14 protein-coding genes, 20 tRNA genes and 1 riboswitch are annotated in these 17460 nt (G+C 34.7%); of the genes, 2 read left to right on the top strand and 32 right to left on the bottom strand.

Translation table 11 applies throughout. The features are described from left to right. Window positions 1-14 precede the first annotated feature (14 nt). The 4 genes from ACWW38_RS13355 to ACWW38_RS13340 form a co-directional block, all read right to left on the bottom strand. Entirely contained in the window at window positions 15-1244 is a 1230-nt protein-coding gene (locus tag ACWW38_RS13355) for a molybdopterin molybdotransferase MoeA (RefSeq protein WP_456258020.1), read from the bottom strand. Further along, window positions 1222-1971 carry an ATP-binding cassette domain-containing protein gene (locus ACWW38_RS13350; RefSeq protein ID WP_456258019.1) on the bottom strand — a complete coding sequence of 250 codons (750 nt, stop codon included), beginning with the start codon at window positions 1969-1971 and terminating at the stop codon, window positions 1222-1224. Before ACWW38_RS13350 ends, ACWW38_RS13355 begins: the two co-directional genes overlap by 23 nt. Next, window positions 1961-2662 (bottom strand): ABC transporter permease, encoded by a 702-nt coding sequence (locus ACWW38_RS13345; protein WP_456258018.1) that lies wholly within the window; start codon window positions 2660-2662, stop codon window positions 1961-1963. The genes ACWW38_RS13350 and ACWW38_RS13345 overlap by 11 nt, the downstream gene beginning before the upstream one ends. A 135-nt stretch (window positions 2663-2797) precedes the next feature. After that, window positions 2798-3673, bottom strand: a complete 876-nt coding sequence (locus ACWW38_RS13340; RefSeq protein ID WP_456258017.1) for a substrate-binding domain-containing protein — start codon at window positions 3671-3673, stop codon at window positions 2798-2800. A 143-nt stretch (window positions 3674-3816) separates the two neighbouring features. Then, window positions 3817-3935, bottom strand: a riboswitch (molybdenum cofactor riboswitch). Between the two features lie 249 nt (window positions 3936-4184). Between ACWW38_RS13340 and ACWW38_RS13335 the strand changes: the two genes are divergently transcribed. Beyond that, entirely contained in the window at window positions 4185-4679 is a 495-nt protein-coding gene (locus tag ACWW38_RS13335; RefSeq protein WP_456258016.1) for a MogA/MoaB family molybdenum cofactor biosynthesis protein, read from the top strand. A gap of 361 nt (window positions 4680-5040) precedes the next feature. Here the strand turns inward: ACWW38_RS13335 and ACWW38_RS13330 are convergent, their stop codons facing one another. From ACWW38_RS13330 to ACWW38_RS13300, 7 genes are all read right to left on the bottom strand, one after another. Next, window positions 5041-5559, bottom strand: a complete 519-nt coding sequence (locus tag ACWW38_RS13330; protein WP_456258015.1) for an SMI1/KNR4 family protein — start codon at window positions 5557-5559, stop codon at window positions 5041-5043. Between the two features lie 24 nt (window positions 5560-5583). After that, on the bottom strand, window positions 5584-6063 hold the full coding sequence (locus ACWW38_RS13325) for an HNH endonuclease signature motif containing protein (RefSeq protein ID WP_456258014.1): 480 nt from the start codon (window positions 6061-6063) through the stop codon (window positions 5584-5586). Between the two features lie 134 nt (window positions 6064-6197). Continuing rightward, window positions 6198-6662, bottom strand: a complete 465-nt coding sequence (locus tag ACWW38_RS13320) for an RHS repeat-associated core domain-containing protein (protein WP_456258013.1) — start codon at window positions 6660-6662, stop codon at window positions 6198-6200. 300 nt (window positions 6663-6962) lie between these two features. Further along, on the bottom strand, window positions 6963-7553 hold the full coding sequence (locus tag ACWW38_RS13315; RefSeq protein WP_456258012.1) for an imm11 family protein: 591 nt from the start codon (window positions 7551-7553) through the stop codon (window positions 6963-6965). A gap of 1 nt (window position 7554) precedes the next feature. Further along, window positions 7555-7920, bottom strand: coding sequence for an AHH domain-containing protein (locus ACWW38_RS13310; protein ID WP_456258011.1), 366 nt, complete (start codon window positions 7918-7920; stop codon window positions 7555-7557). Between the two features lie 572 nt (window positions 7921-8492). Beyond that, window positions 8493-9110 carry an imm11 family protein gene (locus tag ACWW38_RS13305; RefSeq protein WP_456258010.1) on the bottom strand — a complete coding sequence of 206 codons (618 nt, stop codon included), beginning with the start codon at window positions 9108-9110 and terminating at the stop codon, window positions 8493-8495. Between the two features lie 11 nt (window positions 9111-9121). Then, window positions 9122-13813 carry a polymorphic toxin-type HINT domain-containing protein gene (locus tag ACWW38_RS13300; RefSeq protein ID WP_456258009.1) on the bottom strand — a complete coding sequence of 1564 codons (4692 nt, stop codon included), beginning with the start codon at window positions 13811-13813 and terminating at the stop codon, window positions 9122-9124. A 236-nt stretch (window positions 13814-14049) separates the two neighbouring features. Here ACWW38_RS13300 and ACWW38_RS13295 point away from each other — a divergent pair, with 236 nt between their 5' ends. Next, entirely contained in the window at window positions 14050-14586 is a 537-nt protein-coding gene (locus ACWW38_RS13295; protein WP_456258008.1) for a hypothetical protein, read from the top strand. 165 nt (window positions 14587-14751) lie between these two features. On the opposite strand, the gene ACWW38_RS13290 is transcribed toward ACWW38_RS13295, so the two are convergent. The 21 genes from ACWW38_RS13290 to ACWW38_RS13190 form a co-directional block, all read right to left on the bottom strand. After that, window positions 14752-15150 carry a RidA family protein gene (locus ACWW38_RS13290; RefSeq protein WP_456258007.1) on the bottom strand — a complete coding sequence of 133 codons (399 nt, stop codon included), beginning with the start codon at window positions 15148-15150 and terminating at the stop codon, window positions 14752-14754. A 446-nt stretch (window positions 15151-15596) separates the two neighbouring features. After that, window positions 15597-15673 (bottom strand) — tRNA-Arg (locus ACWW38_RS13285). A gap of 24 nt (window positions 15674-15697) precedes the next feature. Further along, a tRNA-Gly gene (locus ACWW38_RS13280) sits at window positions 15698-15771 on the bottom strand. Between the two features lie 20 nt (window positions 15772-15791). Continuing rightward, window positions 15792-15867: transfer RNA gene (locus tag ACWW38_RS13275), tRNA-Lys, on the bottom strand. 5 nt (window positions 15868-15872) lie between these two features. Further along, window positions 15873-15947 (bottom strand) — tRNA-Gln (locus tag ACWW38_RS13270). A 9-nt stretch (window positions 15948-15956) separates the two neighbouring features. Continuing rightward, window positions 15957-16032 (bottom strand) — tRNA-His (locus ACWW38_RS13265). 6 nt (window positions 16033-16038) lie between these two features. Next, window positions 16039-16115, bottom strand: a tRNA-Arg gene (locus ACWW38_RS13260). Between the two features lie 2 nt (window positions 16116-16117). Further along, a tRNA-Gly gene (locus tag ACWW38_RS13255) sits at window positions 16118-16192 on the bottom strand. Between the two features lie 10 nt (window positions 16193-16202). After that, window positions 16203-16278, bottom strand: a tRNA-Pro gene (locus ACWW38_RS13250). Window positions 16279-16305: 27 nt separating this feature from the next. Then, window positions 16306-16381, bottom strand: a tRNA-Lys gene (locus ACWW38_RS13245). Between the two features lie 9 nt (window positions 16382-16390). Further along, window positions 16391-16467, bottom strand: a tRNA-Arg gene (locus ACWW38_RS13240). A 3-nt stretch (window positions 16468-16470) separates the two neighbouring features. Beyond that, window positions 16471-16544: transfer RNA gene (locus tag ACWW38_RS13235), tRNA-Gly, on the bottom strand. Window positions 16545-16549: 5 nt separating this feature from the next. Then, window positions 16550-16624, bottom strand: a tRNA-Gly gene (locus ACWW38_RS13230). Between the two features lie 11 nt (window positions 16625-16635). Next, window positions 16636-16719, bottom strand: a tRNA-Leu gene (locus tag ACWW38_RS13225). Window positions 16720-16807: 88 nt separating this feature from the next. After that, window positions 16808-16883: transfer RNA gene (locus ACWW38_RS13220), tRNA-Lys, on the bottom strand. A gap of 5 nt (window positions 16884-16888) precedes the next feature. After that, window positions 16889-16963, bottom strand: a tRNA-Gln gene (locus ACWW38_RS13215). A 5-nt stretch (window positions 16964-16968) separates the two neighbouring features. Continuing rightward, window positions 16969-17044 (bottom strand) — tRNA-His (locus ACWW38_RS13210). Between the two features lie 4 nt (window positions 17045-17048). Continuing rightward, window positions 17049-17124, bottom strand: a tRNA-Lys gene (locus tag ACWW38_RS13205). 9 nt (window positions 17125-17133) lie between these two features. Beyond that, window positions 17134-17210: transfer RNA gene (locus tag ACWW38_RS13200), tRNA-Arg, on the bottom strand. A 3-nt stretch (window positions 17211-17213) separates the two neighbouring features. Continuing rightward, window positions 17214-17287: transfer RNA gene (locus ACWW38_RS13195), tRNA-Gly, on the bottom strand. A 5-nt stretch (window positions 17288-17292) separates the two neighbouring features. Beyond that, window positions 17293-17368 (bottom strand) — tRNA-Pro (locus ACWW38_RS13190). Between the last annotated feature and the right edge of the window lie 92 nt (window positions 17369-17460).

Raw genomic sequence — 17460 nt, 5'->3', positions numbered from 1 at the left:
AATCACCGTCCTTATTAAAATAAGTTTACTCTAATCTTTTCTCCCTCTTTGATTCCTTCTTTGTCTTCATCAATTTTTATATAGCCCTTAGCCTTAGACATTAAGGTTATCATCCCTGACTTTCCATACACAGGACGAGCTTTATATTCGCCATCTTCCTTTTCTAAATAAACCATCTGATAAGTTTCTTTACCTGGAGCTGAATGTATATTGGTAGTCATAGAGGCCTCTACAAATCTATCTTCATATTCATCTAAATTAAATATATTCTTTATAAAGTACTCAACAAAAACCTTAAAGGCTATCATGGCTGAAGCAGGTTGTCCTGGTAAACCAAACAACGGTTTATTATATACCTTAGCTAGTATAGTTGGTTTCCCAGGTTTCATAGCTACCCCATGAACGAATACCCCCGGCTCTCCCATCTCATTAATTACTATTTTTGTAATATCTTTAGTACCAACTGAACTGCCTCCAGATAACATAACCATATCACTTTTTTCTATACATTCCTTTAAGGTATTTTTGAGAAGCTCTTTGTTATCTTTTACAACACGTCTTTCCACTATATTAAGTCCAATTTCCCTAGCCATAGCCGATAATGTATAGGTGTTAATGTCCTTTATCTTTCCAAGTTGTAGCTCCTCTTTTGGGTCAATAACCTCATCTCCTGTTGAAATTATAGATATAGAAGGCATTTTAAATACCTTTACTTTATATACGCCTATAGAAGACAGTACCCCTATATCCTGTGGTCTCAGTCTAATTCCCTTTGACAAAATTTTTTGATTTTCTTTTATATCATCGCCTACATCAATAATATTCTCTTTTAACACAGCTGGTCTTGAAATGGTAATATTAGTATCATCTAATTTTTCCACATACTCAACCATAACCACAGCATCTGCACCTTCAGGTATCATACCTCCCGTTGGCACATAGACAGCTTTATCAGTGGTTACCTTCATATCAGCGGCTTTTCCCATTTCAACTTCCCCTAAAACTTCTAAAAACATAGGTAAACTTTCGCTAGCTCCATAGGTATCTTTACTTATAACAGCATACCCATCAACAGTAGATCTTCTAAAATGAGGTACATTTAGCTTTGAGTGTATATCTTCACTTAGAATTCTCCCCTCTGCCTCAAGTATCTCAATCTCCTCTACTTCGCATTTAAAGTCCTTAAAGTTTTCTATGAGTTTTTCTCTAGCTGCTTTAACGCTATGAACTTTGAACATTTCCATATTGGACACCTCCCTTTAAGTAATCATATTCAAGCTCCATAAACTTTCTCGTTTTTATATTTTGTGAAGAAGTTAATACCTTATCTGTTTTACCCCACTCTATTATTTCTCCATTTTCCATAAACACTGTATTGTGGGAAACTCTACTGCATTGAGCAATATTATGGGTTACTATTAAAATAGTTGTTCTAATATTATCATTTAATTCAATTAAGTTTTTCTCTATTACATTTGTTGAATTAGGATCAATATTTGCAGTTGGTTCATCTAATATCAATAACTTAGGTTCAAAAACCATTGCTCTTGCAAGAGCCACTTTCTGTGACTCGCCTCCAGATAGTTTAGTAGCTATTTGGTCTTTCAATTTATAAATTTCAAACTTATCCATAATTTCATTTACTCTATCATATATCATCTCTTTATTGATTCTTCTAATTATCAATGGATAAGCAATATTTTCAAAAACTGTTCTTCTTAAAAGGTAGGAACTTTGTTCCGAATAAGTCATAGATTTCATTATTTCAGAATTTAATTCTAAACCATCATACGTGACTTTCCCTGAATCTTTTTCTTCGAGTCCAGCTAAAATTTTCATGAAAGTACTCTTCCCTGAGCCATTTGGTCCTAATATTCCATGAATTTTGCCTTTTTCAAAGTTTAAACTGTCAACACATAATACAGTTCTACTTCCATAAGATTTTTTAATATTTTTCACCTTAATATCCATCTTCATCACCTTGAACATATTTGTATAAAAAAGAATTGATGGTAAAAGAAATAGCTAAAAGTACTACTCCCATAGCAATTGAAGCTGAATAATCGCCCATACCATTGTTCATTGAAATATAAGTAGTCATCACTCTTGTATGTCCTTTAATATTCCCTCCTACTAGCATTACAGCACCAACCTCCGATATGGCTCTTCCAAAGCCCGTTACTACTGCTATAAATATATTAATTTTTGTTTCTCTTATTAGCAGAAACATTGTCTGGAATTTGCCACCTCCCAATGTCAAACATAAATTTTTTATTCTTTTCCCACTCTTTTTTGTATTGTTAAAAATTATTCCTGTAATAATTGGGGTTACTAATAGTGCTTGCGCAATTATCATTGCAGTAGGAGTATAAAGTATTTCTAATTCCCCTAGGGGACCCCTCCTTGAAAACATTATAGAGACTAATAATCCAAGAATAACAGGAGGAATACTCATGCATGTATTTAGAAATTTTCCATATACCCTTTTAAATTTGAATTTTTTTAGAGAGCTATATAATCCAATAGGTATTCCTACTAACATTCCAATTATAGTAGCAGTACCTGAAACACATATAGACAAAAGAATAATAGAATATATCTCCTTATCTAAGTAAAATAGGAGCTTAAATGCTTCTTTTACCCCTTCTAAAATGTATGTCATAGTATCCCTCCAGTTTATTACATATAAATGACTATAAACAAATTTCATAGCTTAATATAAGTCTTATGTTATTAAAGCTTAGAAATCGTTATCAGTGACATGTAAATCTTGTTTTTAACACCGTCATCGGATAATCTATTTAGATTTTGCATTAGGATAAAAGACTTGATCATCATGACCTTCAATTTTATAAGATTTAATTAAATCTTGCGTCTTATCAGATATAATCCAGTTCACAAATTTTTCTGCCCCTGCTGCATTTATTTTATCATTTGCTTTAGGGTTTACAGGAATTACCCCATATTGATTAAGTAAACTTGAATCTCCTTCACAAATTATCTGTAATCCAAGTTTATTTTTCATTTTTATATAAGTTGATCTATCCGCAATGGTATATCCTTGCTTCTCATCTGCTACTTTTAATGTTTCACCCATTCCCTGTCCTGTTTGTACATACCATTTTTCTTTGCTTGGATCAATTTTCTTTTCTTTCCATATTGATTTTTCCTTCTTATCAGTTCCAGAGTCATCTCCTCTAGAAACAAAGACTTGTCCACTGTCTGAAATTAATTTTAATGCTTTCCCCATATCTTTTCCTGCATTTTTAATAATTCCTGCTGGATCACTTTTAGGTCCTAAAAGAATAAAGTCATTGTACATAACGTCATGTCGAACTGTACCATAACCTTCTGCAACAAACTTTTCTTCATCCGCTTTTGCGTGGACTAACAATACATCTGCTTCTCCATCCTTCCCCATTTGCAGAGCCTTACCTGTACCAACAGCTACAACTTTAACCTTTACCCCCTCTTTTTTCTCAAAATCAGGGAGTATGTAATCTAATAACCCGCTGTCCTGTGTACTTGTTGTTGTGGATAAAATAATAGAGTCCTTTGCTGTTTCCTTATTTGTAGTGCTATTACTTAATTCTGTTTTTCCTGAACACCCAGATAAAAAAATAGCTCCTGCAACCATTGAAGTCAGAACCATACTGATTAATTTTTTTTTCATTTTCTCTTCCTCCTTAATTTAAATTAATGATTTATAAATTTTAGAAAAAAAGAAAAGGTTATAAGTAAATATAATGCTGCAATAATAAAATAATATTATAGCACCAAAAAACACAAAACACTCCTAGAAAGGAGTGTTTATATTAAAACTTAAAACCATTTCCTTTCCAAATACGGGAGGCATAATGATTTCTCATTATACCCATGGGCTAAAAATCCATAGTGCACACCTTAGAATAAATAGCTCGGAAATATAAATAAAGTTCTTGCTTTCATATGGACTCTCCAGTTCATATGAAGTTTAAAAATCTTTGTCCAGTGACATATTCATAGAACAAAATCACTTTTCAATTTTATATTATACACTAAAAAGGAAACATTTACAATTTATATATTCGTATATATAAATATACAAATATGCAAATATACTTCACAGTTGGTATTGATTTTATATTATTGGTGTATTACTCTTAATATAAGTAAACTATAATTTTCTTTAGGTGGTGTTATTATTGTTTAAGGTGGGTATATTAACTGCTAGCGATAAAGGGTATATTGGACAGCGTGAAGACGTAAGTAGCAAAGTCATAGATGAAATTATGGCAAGCAATGAATATGAAGTTATTTACTATAAAATTCTCCCTGATGATAGAAAAATGCTTTCTAATGAGCTCATAAAAATGTGTGATGATTTAAAATTAGATTTGATTTTAACGACCGGTGGGACAGGATTTTCTCCAAGAGATTGGACTCCTGAAGCTACTTTAGATGTAATTCATAGAGAAACTCCTGGAATATCTGAAGCCATGAGATACTATAGCTTAGGTATTACTCCAAAAGCAATGTTAAGTAGGGGCGTTTCTGGAATTCGTAACAGCACTCTAATCATCAATCTGCCTGGAAGCCCAAAAGCTGTTAGAGAAAACCTTGAATACATACTACCTGCATTAAAACATGGCTTAGAAATTTTAAAAGGGATAGCCTCGGAGTGCGCAGCTAAAAACTAGAAATCATATGAAGTTATATTATTAGCAGATAGAAGATTTAAGAGTATAGATTTATTTAGGTCTATATATAAAATTGATTAGAAATATTGCATAAGATGCACCAATGATATGCTAGTAAAAATAGAATGGATAAATGAAATTAAGTACCGTCGAGCCTCATTATAAAAAGCAATGAACTAGCCTACTTATTTTTCAGCTAGTTCATTTAACCTTTTTCTCACTGCTTTATTACAATTATGTGGTAAGCTTAGATTTACTCAAGTTGTTATGTGTGTACATTTCTAAATGATTAATGTATTTCTGCTACAGTTTTCCCATGTTTTGCAGTTAGTTTAGCTAGGTTATTGTAGCCAAATACCGTTTAATACCATCGCCAATACTTGGCTCCTTGTGATACAATTAATCTATCAATCCATTTGCAAAAATCACCTTTTATAAACTCCCAATCATCTGTCTGATATCCTTGTTCTCCGTCAATAATATAATTTTTTTCACCTGCATTATATTTCTCTAAGTCAAAAACAACCATATCTCCATCACCAAGCCAAGTTGCAAAAACAAGCCATTTGTCACTAAGGTCATATCCTCTATTTTTCGCTTCTCTTGTCACCATGATTAATTCATTTAACCCTAGTATATTACAGCCCCATTGTCCATACTTTATATCTTTAAATAGTGTAGCTCCGTTAGATATTTTAAGAAATTCTTTAAATTGTTCAGGTAACTTAGTACCATTTTCAACTTCAAACTGTTGAATTTCTTCATCAGTAGCAGGTTTTCTCCACTCAAAACCTGCTTCAGCTAAATATCCATCTTCATTTTGTACATTTAAAGTATTTTCTATTGTTAGCCTTTTTTTTAGTGAGTCAACTGCTTTCATTTAATAGTACCTCCTTATTTTAAATTAGTAACCCAGCCAGAATGGGTTAAACTCATTTTTATGTAATGTTCTTTCAACTGGAACTAAGTTACCAAACGAATTATCTCCATCATATTCTCTAGGTTTAATATGGTGGAGATCATATTTCTCCCATCCTCCATCAGGTGTTTTATAACCTCTATCATACCATTCTTTAATGTAATCGCCTCTTGCTTTGTTATTCCACTCAATTCTTTGGTCTTTCGGAACTTTTTGCAGATTACCTTCTGGGAACGATATATTTTTTCCTGTTCTTGGGTCAATTATTTTTGGGTAAACTTTCCCCGGCTTGTTGGCGATTTTAGTAGCATCAGCTGCCCCCTTACTCCCTAAAGGTCCTAAATATATTGTTCCTTGTGATTTTTGCGGTTCAATAATTTGATAAGTGTACGTTTTTGTGCTCATCGTTGTTTCATCATCTAGTTTAATTTCAAAATCAGGTAATTTTCCCCCATTAAATCTCATAGTATCTTCTGATAATAAGTAAGTATATGTGTAATCAGAATCCTTATAGCTTATTTTATCTGGTAAACTCTTAGCCTGAATGTCGTCATATGTTTTTGTTGATTTTATCCAACCATTTAAATATTCTTCATATATTAATTTTTCATCTTCTGAAAATCTATTACAGCTGCCTTAGTTTTATCTCCGAATTTACCATCTATCTTTAGATCATAACCTAGTGTAACCATCATTTGTTGTAGTTTAGTTACACCTTTACTATCTGTTGACCCTTTTCGCAATGTTGGCTGATTATTTGCAGCTACTTTCTTTGGTGTTACTTTAGGAATACCACTTCCATCATCATATGCATTAATTGGTTTGTGTCCGCTTGGGTCTATATTCATTACAGGATTATTTTCTGTATATGCGTATCTATTTAGGCTCAATGGTTCATTGATATCTCCTAAATAGCTATCTCTTGTTATAAATCTTGCTGTCTCTGGATTATAATATCTTGCTCTTAGGTATTGGAAGCCTGATTCTAAATCATGGTATTCTCCATTGTAGCCATATGGATTATTAAGCAGCTTTGTATTAGGGCTTAACTTTCCTCCTGACATCAATTCCCTTTCCTTCAAGGAATGCTACGAAGGCAGCAGTATCTCCAATATAGCTTTCTATTGTTTTAGGTACAGAAAAAAGGCTAACGCCTTTTCATCAGCGTTAGCCTTCATTATTACTATAATATATATTTGATTTTTACTTTTGTTACTGCTTACTGCATTATTACAATTCTGTAGTCAGTTATATAATTTAACAACTACTCAAACTCTTTGTGCATAAATGCTTTGTTCGTTTTGAGTTTTCCAAGTTTAATTTTGCAGTCAGCTGAAAGAGAATATTGCAGTGTGTTTTTCGATTTAGACTAGCTCTACTTCTTTAAAAGAATATCCTGTAAAATTATTCTTTTCAAACACATCTACAAATTTTTTCGAAACAAAAAACCTCTGATTATACTCCTTTAATCTAATTATATCAAAGCCTTTGAGTTTTTCCTTTATAAGCACAAATTTCGTGACTCCTGCTATTGCTCCTCTTACATTCGGATTTGGAAAATCCTCACTAAATCTATTATAATTTGATTTGGTGAAGTCAAATGCTTCTACATAGTTAAGGAAGTTTGCAATACAAAATGTATTTTGTACCTCTTCTTTATAATTCAGAACTTTAATAGGCAAGTATTGTATACCTTCTATTCCAGCGTTAAATAACTCATCTATTAACTTCTTCGAATACACTGGTATCATGTATGCATTCTGTAATGCATCATCTGGTATTCCATCATATTTCTTCTGACTTGCTCTGAAGAAAATATCACTATGCCAATTTAAAATTTCTTTGCCAGTTTTAAAATCATCTTCTTCAAAATCATACTCTTCAAAATTACTATCATCACAAACAAGTGGCTTTTTTACAGTTTTATCACACTCAATGGGCTGAAACCATCGCATTTTATAGTCCTCCTTTGTAAGGCATTTTAGGATTTTTTATCAATTGGTCTTTTAAATCTGTTAGAGCTTTTGTCAACGCTTCCTTTGCAGCGTCACCTTCCAACCCTTTAGTTGCATTTGTAATATAGTCAAGTACATATTGCTTATATACCTTTGTATGAGCTCCACTATGACCTTCAAGGAATATTAGATTTGCATCATCCTGTAGATTCATTCCTGCATTTTTAAATATTTTTTCATACTGAGCGGTAAATCCACTTACTAAAGGTTTATCTGAAGCAATATGGTGTAGTTCACCTTTACCCGCCCCCTTAGTAAATTTTTTACCAGCCATCTCAATTGCTTCTTCGCCAGCTTCTTTTAACAACTTAGATGATCCAGGAAGTAATGCAAATGCTAAATATGCAGCTTTTTCTTCTTTTGTAGCAAACCGCTGTTCCTCAATGTCATATCCAATTGTAATTTTTCGGACTTACAACATCTAATGATATATTTCTGATCCAATTTCATCCTTAAATCCAATATCTACTTAGCAGGATATGAAGAAATCATCTATTTCCTCTCTCCAATCCTCACTTATTATATTAAAAGTTTTTATTTCCAATTTTATCTACTAACCTCCTATTTATCTAAAGCAACACTCTCTGTAGCACTTCCTATTGTAGCAAGTCATTTATCCACATTCTTTACGCCTAATATAGTTTGTAATTCATTCTACCACTACACAGAAAATCCAATAGACACTATTTCAGCATCTATTGGATTATATCTTTATTTTTCTTTATAATTTGTTAAACTTACTGCATTATTATAGTTCTGTGGTCAGTTTCTACTTTCTTTAACAATGCAAAATCTTTTGTTAGCAGTGTCTATGAACTTGTAATTCTTTCTTTACTAATTATGCAGTCAATTAAAGCTATTTTTTGTAGTTAGATTTGTTTATGCCCATGTTGCTTTGTATTGCTCAGCAGGAACGAAATCTATATTTGTAAAGCTATTATCTCTTACAAAATCATAAAATCTTTGTGAAACCAATATTGTACCGGGTAATCCAGTTGGGAAAAAGATATCCTGTCCTTCCCAAGTACCTTCCTCCAAGAATATGCCATCAAAGGAACAAACTACCCCACCTATCCTACATGCATCACACTCCACCTCACCATCTCGAACAAATTTAGATTTTAATTCATCTATTTTTGCCTTACTCTTTTCAAACTGCACATTGTAGTATTGTGGAGGTTGCATTGAAGTTGTCTTTTTTCCATTAACCTTTATAATTTCAACAGCTTCAAAAGTCTTAATTCCTTTTAACCCTGAAATTTCATACTGCTGTTTAAACTTCTCAGAAACTAAGCATGTTATAAAAGTACCGAATACAAAATCACCATATGATGGTTTTGAAAGTTTTACTTTTAATGGAGGTAGCCATTTTCTCATACTAACTGGAGAGCCGCATACTTGGCATTTTTCAAAATCACCAGTCTTTTTATCTACTGATTCACCAAAAGTATATTCGCTATCATTAAATCTATCTCTTACTATTACATAGAAATTCATATTATCACATCCTACTTAATATTAACATTAGGTATCCTTTTGCTTATATCTGGGTTCTGGTACAGTTTGTTTAAGAAATTCTTGAACTGTTGCTCTGTTGCTTTCGGATTATTTTGCAACCAATCGACAACTGTATTATCAACATCCCTATGCCATTGCTGATACCCTTTGTGGGCATCAACATCTGCTGCCTTATACTTGAACATTGGGTCCTCTCTATTGAATTTCCCCTTAAGCGTAGGGTGGTCATCTAACGCCTTCATTGTCTTATTTGTAAGAATATGGTGAACTTGTCCTATAGCTTCAACTGACCCCTTAATTGCATCCTTTGGATCAGCTTTACATGTATTGTGAACAAGTACATCCTTATCTGAGACATAATATGTGTGCCAGTCTTCTACTTCAAAATTATATACCTTTACTGCTTCCTTTAGTATCTCTTTTTCTACTTTGGTAACTTCAACTTCTTCTCCAGAAGATAGCTTTACTTTATCTCCAACATTTACTTTCTCAGCTGCAATCCATCCTTTTCCTATTATCCAGAATGGATGTGAAGGGGTTGCTTTTATCTTGGTTTCACCAATACTTATATGAATAAGCTCTTTTGTTTCATTTACATATATATTTTTTACTTTCTTTAGTCCTTTTTCACCGGTTTCCGGATTTTCTGAATATACTTCATCTCCTACTTCTATATCTTTAATAAATTTATACCCATACTTACTAGCTATTAAAGTTTCTCCGGTAAAACAAATCACGTCATCTAATACTTTTTTTGCTCTTTCAGCTACTTCATCTGCACCCTTTGCAATACCTTTACCAATAGGACTATCCGCTACTGTTTCTATTGTTTCCCTTGCAGCTTTTCCATTTGCAATAGGTAAAAGCATCATAACTCCCGTTACTACCCTTTGTCCTTTAGTCAACTTTTCGCCTGTTATGAGGTCTTTTCCTGTTACTGTTTCTTGTACATCCTTTGCGTCCCCTAATATTGGTATAAAGGAAGCTGTAATTGACCCTGCTTCTTTTATAAATGAATTGCTACTTCCAATCTTCTCCCCGCCGTAACAATTCTTATTATTATAACTAGTTTTCTGCTTTTCCTTCTTTGAAACATAATTGTTACTAGTGATTGTCATTCCCATGGCACCTGGGTTTATTCCTGTGTTGGTTGCATTACCATATACTGTATTTAGGGCTGTCCATGTATTAGTGCCTACTATTCCATCCTGAGATAATTTGTTTTTCTTCTGAAAATCTATTACAGCTGCCTTAGTTTTATCTCCAAATTTACCATCTATCTTTAGATCATAACCTAGTGTAACCATCATTTGTTGTAGTTTAGTTACACCTTTACTATCTGTTGACCCTTTTCGCAATGTTGGCTGATTATTTGTAGCTACTTTCTTTGGTGTTATTTTAGGAATACCACTTCCATCATCATCATATGCATTAATTGGTTTGTGTCCGCTTGGATCTATGTTCATTACAGGATTATTTTCTGTATATGCGTATCTATTTAGGCTCAATGGTTCATTGATATCTCCTAAATAGCTATCTCTTGTTATAAATCTTGCTGTCTCTGGATTATAATATCTTGCTCTTAGATATTGGAAACCTGATTCTAAATCATGGTATTCTCCATTGTAGCCATATGGATTATTAAGCAGTTTTGTATTAGGACTTAACTTTCCTCCTGACATTGGTACTCCGAATGGAGTGTATCTATACTTGTCCCTTACGTTACCTACAGAGTTTGTAAGCTGAGTTACACTTCCACGTCCATCGTATAAGTAGTATAGTGGGTTATTTGGTACTCCTTCTACTTCTACTAGATCTCTTACTGATATTCTCTCTTGTCCATAGGTGTATACTCCTCGGTAAACTCCATTTTTGTCAGAGGTCATGAGAGTCTGGGTGTATTCATTATTTATGTCATTAACATAATTGATTATCTCATAGGCATCTGGCTTGTTCAATATTGGGTCTTCTCCATCCCCATGGTTCTTTGGATGATCTGCTTTCTTATACCAGCCTAAGTGTTTTCCTTTGTTTCCATCTTTTACTTTGTCTTTATCCCAGCCTTTATGTTTTCCGTTGTCATTGTCCTTTACTTTGTCTTTTCCGTTATCATGCTCTTTATCTTTACCGTTACCCTTGTCCTGATTATTGCCTTTATCTCCGTTATTGCCCTTACCATTACCTCCACCATTATTATTTTTTTCTTCCCCATTACTATTTTCATTTCCTTTACCATTGTTTCCATTGCTATTATCGTTTCCATTATCCTTGTTACCATTTCCACTATTTCCATTGTTGTCACTACTGTTTCCATTACCATTTCCATTATTTCCGCCGCTGTTGTCATTTCCTCCATTGCTATTTCCGTTACCATTACCGTTTCCGTTGTTTCCAGCTTCTTCTGGCTTTGGAGGTTTAGGGTTATTTTGCTTTTCTAGTCCTTTTGCCTCTTCTTTTGGCTCTGGTTTATTTTCCTTTTTGTTATCCTTTTTATTATCTTTTTCTTTAATTTGTTTATTATCTTTAGCATCTTCAGAATTTAGCGGACTTTGAGATATAAAGTATTCTCCTACAGTCTTGTAGGTTCTGTTGCCATCGCTGTCGTAGCCGAAGGTTTCTATTTTCCCTTGGTGGTAGGTTATTTGTATTAGTCTGCCTTCCTCATCATAGTCATAGTATTCTATTTGATTTCCTGGAAGAATTCTCTTTGTCATGCTTCCATTTGTGTCGTACTCATATTTTATTAGGTTTTCATCGCTTTTTTCAGTTATAAGCTCATCTGCTTCATTGTAGCTGTAGGTTATATTCTTTGAGTCATCTCCTCCAGTTATTTGCATCTTTGTTCTGTTTCCTGCTGCATCGTAGCCGTAGCTGTATTTCTTTGTTATTCCGTCTTTTTCCTCTGTAAATTCTATGATTTCCTCAGCGCTGTTGTATTTATAGTTTCGGATGTAGGTACTGTCCTCTTGAACTTGTATTTCTTTTATTATATTTCCTGCCTTGTCGTATTCATATTTAAAGCTGGATATTACAGTTCCATTTAAAAATGTATTTTCTAGCTTTATAAGTCTGTCTGCTTCATCATAGGCATAGGTAGTCTTTGTTCCATTTGGAAGTATTGTCTCTATCCTTCTTCCTGCCTCATCATATTTGTAGAAGGTTCTTTTTCCCTCGTAATCTTCTACATATGAAATTCTATCTAGCTGATCATAGCCGTAGACTACAAATTTTCCATCTGGGTATATTATTTTTGATTTTCTTCCTAGCTCGTCATACTCATAGCTTACCTCTTCTCCTGTTTGGAAGTTTACTCCTATAAGTCTTTCCATCATGTCATAGGCGTAACCTGTTTCTCCTTCTGCACCACTCATATAGGTTCTGCTTCCCATTAGGTTGTATTCGTAGTTTACTTTATTTTCTCCCTCTTTGCCGTCGCTGCCTATATATGCTTTTCCAGTAACTCTATTTAAAACATCGTAGCTGTAGTTTATCTTGCTTCCATCTGGTTTTGTGTAGCTTAGAAGATTTCCTGATTTACTGTATTGAAGCTTTTCAGTCTCTCCTAGTGGATTTTGTATTGATGTAAGTAAACCTCTTTTGTCATAGGTGTATTTCGTAGCATTTCCATTTCCATTTGCCATAGATGTCATGTTACCTACTGCATCATACTTGTAGTTAGTTACACTTCCTAGTGGGTCTGTTACCTTTGACAATCTGTTTAGTGGGTCATAGGTGTAGACCGTTTCATATCCATTTCCATCTTTTTCAGATACTAAATTCCTGTTACCATCGTAATTATAGGTTGTTGTATGTCCTAAAGGATTAATTACCTTTTCTAGCTGATTTACAGGATTATAGGTAAAGCTTGTGGTGTTTTTTAATGGATTTGTTATCGATGATAAAAGATTATTTTTATTGTATTCATAACTAGTAGTTTCACCTAAAGGATTAGTTTCTGTTTTTAAGTTATTTGCTGTGTCATATGTGAATTTATATTCTCTGTTTCCTGGTTTTACTGCCTTTGTAAGATTTCCTAAAACATCGTAGTCTAAAGCAGTTACCTTTCCCTCTGGGTCTTTTAATTCAGTTATCCTGTCTAGTATGTCATATTTATATGCGTATACATTTCCATTTGGCTGCTCTACCTCTGCAAGATTTCCGTAGTCATTGTATTTGTAGGAAGTTATGTGTCCTGCTGTATTTTTTTCTGAAAGGAGCCTGTGCATTTTGTCATAGCTGTAGTCTTTTATGTTTCCTGCATTATCATACTCCCTTGTTAGATTTCCAAGGCTGTCATATACAAAATTTCTAATGTATTCCTCTGGGTCTGCTACAGAAGTTAGTCTGTGTACACTGTCGTAGGTAAACTTGTGTTTAGAGCCTGCTGCATCTGTTTTTGTTAGAAGATTGTCATTTAAATCATAGTTAAATTGTGTTACACCATTCATAGCATCAGTTACTTTTGTAATTTTGCTATGTTTATTGTACTCATAGGCTGTTTTATTTCCTCTTGGATCTATATTTGCAATAACTCTTCCAAGCTTGTCATATTCATATGTGGTATCAAAACCTAGAGCATCTATGCTCTTTTCTAGTCTGTTTAAGGAGTTATAGACATATTGAGTAGCACCTCCCATTGGTTCTAATACCTTTATAAGGTTTCCATTTGCATCATAATCCAAAGAGGTAGTGTTTCCTCTTTCATCTATTACTTCTTTAATTCTATTTAGAGGATCATAGGTGTATTTTTTACTATTTCTTTGATTTTTTATTTTTTAGTTTTAATATCAAATTGTTTTGAGTACAATGTTTACAGGATGAATTATTAGAATTTTATATATACCATGTGAAGGTAAATAAATAAAAATATAGAATTATATAATAAAGATTATTTTTAAGGAGTAAGGAGTGAGAAGTAATGATTAAAAAATCTAAAATAATTGTATTAAGTATACTGAGTATAAGTTTATTATTTACATCATGTAGTGGACAATCAGAAAAATCAACTAATATCAATGAAACTAACACTACCAAAGTTACTACTAAAGAATCAACTAAAACTACTAATGAATCCAAAACCTTTGATAAAGTTAAGTTCAATAAGTTTATGGATGATACTGATAGCATATTACACAGAATAGATGAATTAGTAAATACCACTGATCCTAGTAAATTATCATCAGTTAATGCAGCAATAGAAAAGGTATCTAGTATAAATGATGAGATATTCGCATTGAAAATACCTGATGATCCTACTGGAACAATGAATCCATACGAATTACAATCCTATCTAAGTGCTTATAATTTGGACTTCAGAGCATTACTTATTTATAAACAATGCAAATTAACTAATAAACCAACTGATATTAATCCTGTAAATATGAGTACTACAATGAATAATGATAGAGATTTGTATGCTAAACTATTAGCTAAATACAGAGAAATATGTAAATAAAATAACCTAGTGATCATTGATATCACTAGGTTTTTATGTCATTAGTACAAAATAGATGCAAAGATTAATTAAACTACACTCCAATATCTTTTCTCTTCGTTTTCGTTGATGGGGTGTGGTTTGAATTAATATTTTTTTATAAATTTTTAGAGATGCACTTCTTCATTATCCCGCAGCCCATATTTCTATTTCAATTTTTATTGCTTCCAGACCCAAAGCATTTACATAAGCAATTGTCATAGAAGGAGGGATTTCGCCGAAAAAATCACAATATATCTTATCGAAATAATCCCAATCAATTTCTTCTTTGGACCATATATTTACTTTTATAACATTGTCCGGCTCCAAATCTACACTCTTAAGTAGATTTGATATATTTATAAATATATTCTTTACTTGTTGACTAAACGCTTCAGGAATATTTCCATCTAGATCTGCTCCAATTTGTCCTGAAAACGTATAAAAGGTTGAATTGGGCTTTATTTTTGTTATATGGGTATAATTCCCCACCGCTTTGCTTATTCTTCCTGATGAAGATAATCTCGTAACTACATTGTTATTCATTTGATAACATCCTTTCCCTATTGGATAAATAATTTCTAACACTATATATCATCAACAATATACAGTTACCCACTGCTAGAAATTTATCTATCAAAAACAGAGATGGAATTCTCGTTGTTTTTTATATTGCTCTTAATTAAAACCAATCTCATTCCCGCACCCCCTTTCGAATAATTATATGAGTCACCAAAGATCTAGTCAAGTATTCATTTACAAAATTGGCAAATGGAGTTGTTTTTTCACGATTAAGATCAAGGGATATTTCAGCAGGTACTTAGTGTATTGCTATGAAAACTTATTAACTAATTATTCTAAATAAAATTTCAAAAAACCTTAACGCAAAAATGCAGCACCCGCTTGGGTACTGCATTTTTCAAATACTATTCTACATATGAAAAAGCTACATCTTCATTAGTCTATTACCAACAAAAATATAGCTTAGAACTTGGTGCGCCCAACAGGAGTCGAACCTGCGACCTCCGGATTCGAAGTCCGTAACTCTATCCAACTGAGCTATGAGCGCAGAAATAATACAAAAAATGAAAAATGGAGCGGGTAAGGGGAATCGAACCCCTGTGTTCAGCTTGGAAGGCTGACGTTCTACCATTGAACCATACCCGCGTATGTAAATAATATTAAATTGGTGATCCACCGGGGAATCGAACCCCGGACAACTTGATTAAAAGTCAAGTGCTCTACCGACTGAGCTAGTGAATCGCAAATGGCTGGGATGGCAGGATTTGAACCTACGCATGTAGCAGTCAAAGTGCTATGCCTTACCGCTTGGCGACATCCCAATATGTAAATGGGGTGGACAAAGGGACTCGAACCCTTGACAACCAGAACCACAATCTGGCGCTCTACCAACTGAACTATGCCCACCATATATGGTGCGTCTTAAGAGATTCGAACTCCTGGCCCACGCCTTAGAAGGGCGTTGCTCTATCCAGCTGAGCTAAAGACGCATTGGAGCGGAAGACGAGATTCGAACTCGCGACGTTCACCTTGGCAAGGTGACGCTCTACCACTGAGCCACTCCCGCTCGTTAGTTTTGGTCGGGGTAGCAGGGCTCGAACCCGCGGCCTCATGGTCCCAAACCACGCGCGCTACCATCTGCGCTATACCCCGATAATGATTATTTATATAATTAAAATATGGTGCGCCATCAGGGACTCGAACCCGGGGCCCACTGATTAAGAGTCAGTTGCTCTACCATCTGAGCTAATGGCGCATATTTATGTGGTGCGTCTTAAGAGATTCGAACTCCTGGCCCACGCCTTAGAAGGGCGTTGCTCTATCCAGCTGAGCTAAAGACGCATATGGAGCGGGTAAAGGGAATCGAACCCTTGTGTTCAGCTTGGAAGGCTGACGTTCTACCATTGAACCATACCCGCATGTTTGGAGCGGAAGACGAGATTCGAACTCGCGACGTTCACCTTGGCAAGGTGACGCTCTACCACTGAGCCACTCCCGCTTAAAAAAAATTGGTGCAGGTGAAGGGAGTCGAACCCCCACGCCAAAGGCGCTAGATCCTAAGTCTAGTGCGTCTGCCAATTCCGCCACACCTGCATATTATTAACTTATGAAACTCCTCTTCCTTTTAGTCAGATGAGTAAGCGATTCACACCAAATCATGGATTTGGGTTCTCTGCTTAAATGGTGATCCACCGGGGAATCGAACCCCGGACAACTTGATTAAAAGTCAAGTGCTCTACCGACTGAGCTAGTGAATCACAAATGGCTGGGATGGCAGGATTTGAACCTACGCATGTAGCAGTCAAAGTGCTATGCCTTACCGCTTGGCGACATCCCAATAAATGGGGTGGACAAAGGGACTCGAACCCTTGACAACCAGAACCACAATCTGGCGCTCTACCAACTGAACTATGCCCACCATATGGTGCGCCATCGGGGACTCGAACCCAGGGCCCACTGATTAAGAGTCAGTTGCTCTACCAACTGAGCTAATGGCGCATATTTTTATGGTGCGTCTTAAGAGATTCGAACTCCTGGCCCACGCCTTAGAAGGGCGTTGCTCTATCCAGCTGAGCTAAAGACGCGTATGGAGCGGGTAAAGGGAATCGAACCCTTGTGTTCAGCTTGGAAGGCTGACGTTCTACCATTGAACCATACCCGCATAAGTGGTCGGGGTAGCAGGGCTCGAACCCGCGGCCTCATGGTCCCAAACCACGCGCGCTACCATCTGCGCTATACCCCGAAAATCATGTCCGCTTTTATTTCAGAACTTGTTTGTTCCTTAGCGACATTGATTATTCTACACTATATTTTTTTATACGTCAATACCTTTTT

This window comes from Clostridium sp. JNZ J1-5 (assembly GCF_053901425.1).
Note: the sequence above shows the minus strand (reverse complement) of the source record. Positions and strands in the feature narration are given on the sequence as shown.

What these genes read in the sequence shown, in the direction of transcription:
- ACWW38_RS13355 (WP_456258020.1), bottom strand. Translation starts at nt 1,244, where the DNA reads ATGGAAATGTTCAAAGTTCATAGCGTTAAAGCAGCTAGAGAAAAACTC.
- ACWW38_RS13350 (WP_456258019.1), bottom strand. Translation starts at nt 1,971, where the DNA reads ATGGATATTAAGGTGAAAAATATTAAAAAATCTTATGGAAGTAGAACT.
- ACWW38_RS13345 (WP_456258018.1), bottom strand. Translation starts at nt 2,662, where the DNA reads ATGACATACATTTTAGAAGGGGTAAAAGAAGCATTTAAGCTCCTATTT.
- ACWW38_RS13340 (WP_456258017.1), bottom strand. Translation starts at nt 3,673, where the DNA reads ATGAAAAAAAAATTAATCAGTATGGTTCTGACTTCAATGGTTGCAGGA.
- ACWW38_RS13330 (WP_456258015.1), bottom strand. Translation starts at nt 5,559, where the DNA reads ATGAAAGCAGTTGACTCACTAAAAAAAAGGCTAACAATAGAAAATACT.
- ACWW38_RS13325 (WP_456258014.1), bottom strand. Translation starts at nt 6,063, where the DNA reads ATGAGATTTAATGGGGGAAAATTACCTGATTTTGAAATTAAACTAGAT.
- ACWW38_RS13320 (WP_456258013.1), bottom strand. Translation starts at nt 6,662, where the DNA reads ATGTCAGGAGGAAAGTTAAGCCCTAATACAAAGCTGCTTAATAATCCA.
- ACWW38_RS13315 (WP_456258012.1), bottom strand. Translation starts at nt 7,553, where the DNA reads ATGCGATGGTTTCAGCCCATTGAGTGTGATAAAACTGTAAAAAAGCCA.
- ACWW38_RS13305 (WP_456258010.1), bottom strand. Translation starts at nt 9,110, where the DNA reads ATGAATTTCTATGTAATAGTAAGAGATAGATTTAATGATAGCGAATAT.
- ACWW38_RS13295 (WP_456258008.1), top strand. Translation starts at nt 14,050, where the DNA reads ATGATTAAAAAATCTAAAATAATTGTATTAAGTATACTGAGTATAAGT.
- ACWW38_RS13290 (WP_456258007.1), bottom strand. Translation starts at nt 15,150, where the DNA reads ATGAATAACAATGTAGTTACGAGATTATCTTCATCAGGAAGAATAAGC.